Genomic DNA, 1,184 nt, shown 5'->3' on the forward strand with positions numbered 1-1,184 from the left:
TCCATCGATTCCGTTGGGGTCGAAGGTAATTTCAGCCTTGAACTGCGCGCATTTCTCGAGCCACAAGGGAAGCGATGCAATATCCTGCCGCTTCCCATTAAGATAGATGTCTATCGGATACGGAAGTCTATTTTTGACAAACGGGTCCTGTAAGCGTCTTATATATTTCTTTATGAATGAGTCTACTTTGTCTGCGGTCCAGTTTGCACTAAGATTCTGAATTCTTACTGTAGTGCCGTGACTGGATTCATCGACATCTCCCATCGGTTCGACCGTTACTTCTACGTCATCTAGGTATAAATTAGGGTCGTCGAATTTATTCCATTCAAATCGTATTCCATACTGAGTGGAGGACTCGGACGTCGTTGACTCGATGGTAGCGGTGCTCCCCAATCGCATCATGGACAATCGTCCGATACCTTTTTCTCCGAGTACGACCGACTGGGACGATCCTGAATTTTGCTTTTCGAACAACTTGCCAGGTGTGCCGATCACGAGAAAGCGATTGAGCAAATCATCTTTGCTCATTCCTTTTCCCGTATCGCTGATTTCTATATACTGCTCCGCCCGAAGATTTTGGAGAAATTCGGCGAATTTTGTCTTGTTATCAATATGATCGCGAGCGCGATCGTTCAGTGCCGCCCTTATGGAAAGGGGTAAATCAGGTGATATGGCTTTGTCCACTCTGTCGAGAGCATCTTTCTTTTGCAAGACGGATCCTGCGCGAATTTGCTCTTCAAGAAGCTGCAACGCGGAAATGTCAGCAGGAGCATGAATTTTTACGCTCACCCGGGGAGATCCCGCATCAAACGCGTTCTTTATCAACTCGTTTAAAGCGACATCATCCGAAGTGATCAACTCTGCTCCGAGTTGACGCAGTGCCCGAGCTGCGATACGAAACCGCTGCGCCATTCCTACTCCCAAAAGAACAAAAAAATAGCCGTATTCGTGCTCAGAGTATAGGTTGCAAACTCGGTACGATACGGCTAGCCAACAAAAAATCCACCACGAGACGTCCCTGCTCGGGAGCGGTGCGATGGCGCAACGAAGAACCCAACGAAGCCAGCTGCAAATGACGGACTATTCGTCGAGGCTTCTAATAACCAATTTCAATGACCAGATGTTAGACGTGCTGCCTCCTCCGAGACAACCAGATTCGTTGACACAGGCATGCAAGATTCGAC

The 1,184-nt window shown here is 47.9% G+C and carries 1 protein-coding gene; it reads right to left on the reverse strand.

The window, feature by feature from the left end:
* The coding region (locus ABZX22_RS45225; protein ID WP_354923556.1) for an ATP-binding protein at positions 1-912 on the reverse strand (912 nt) is incomplete at its 3' end.
* Positions 913-1,184: the final 272 nt, after the last annotated feature.

The organism is Nonomuraea sp. NPDC003804 (assembly GCF_040610675.1).
Lineage (GTDB): Bacteria > Actinomycetota > Actinomycetes > Streptosporangiales > Streptosporangiaceae > Nonomuraea.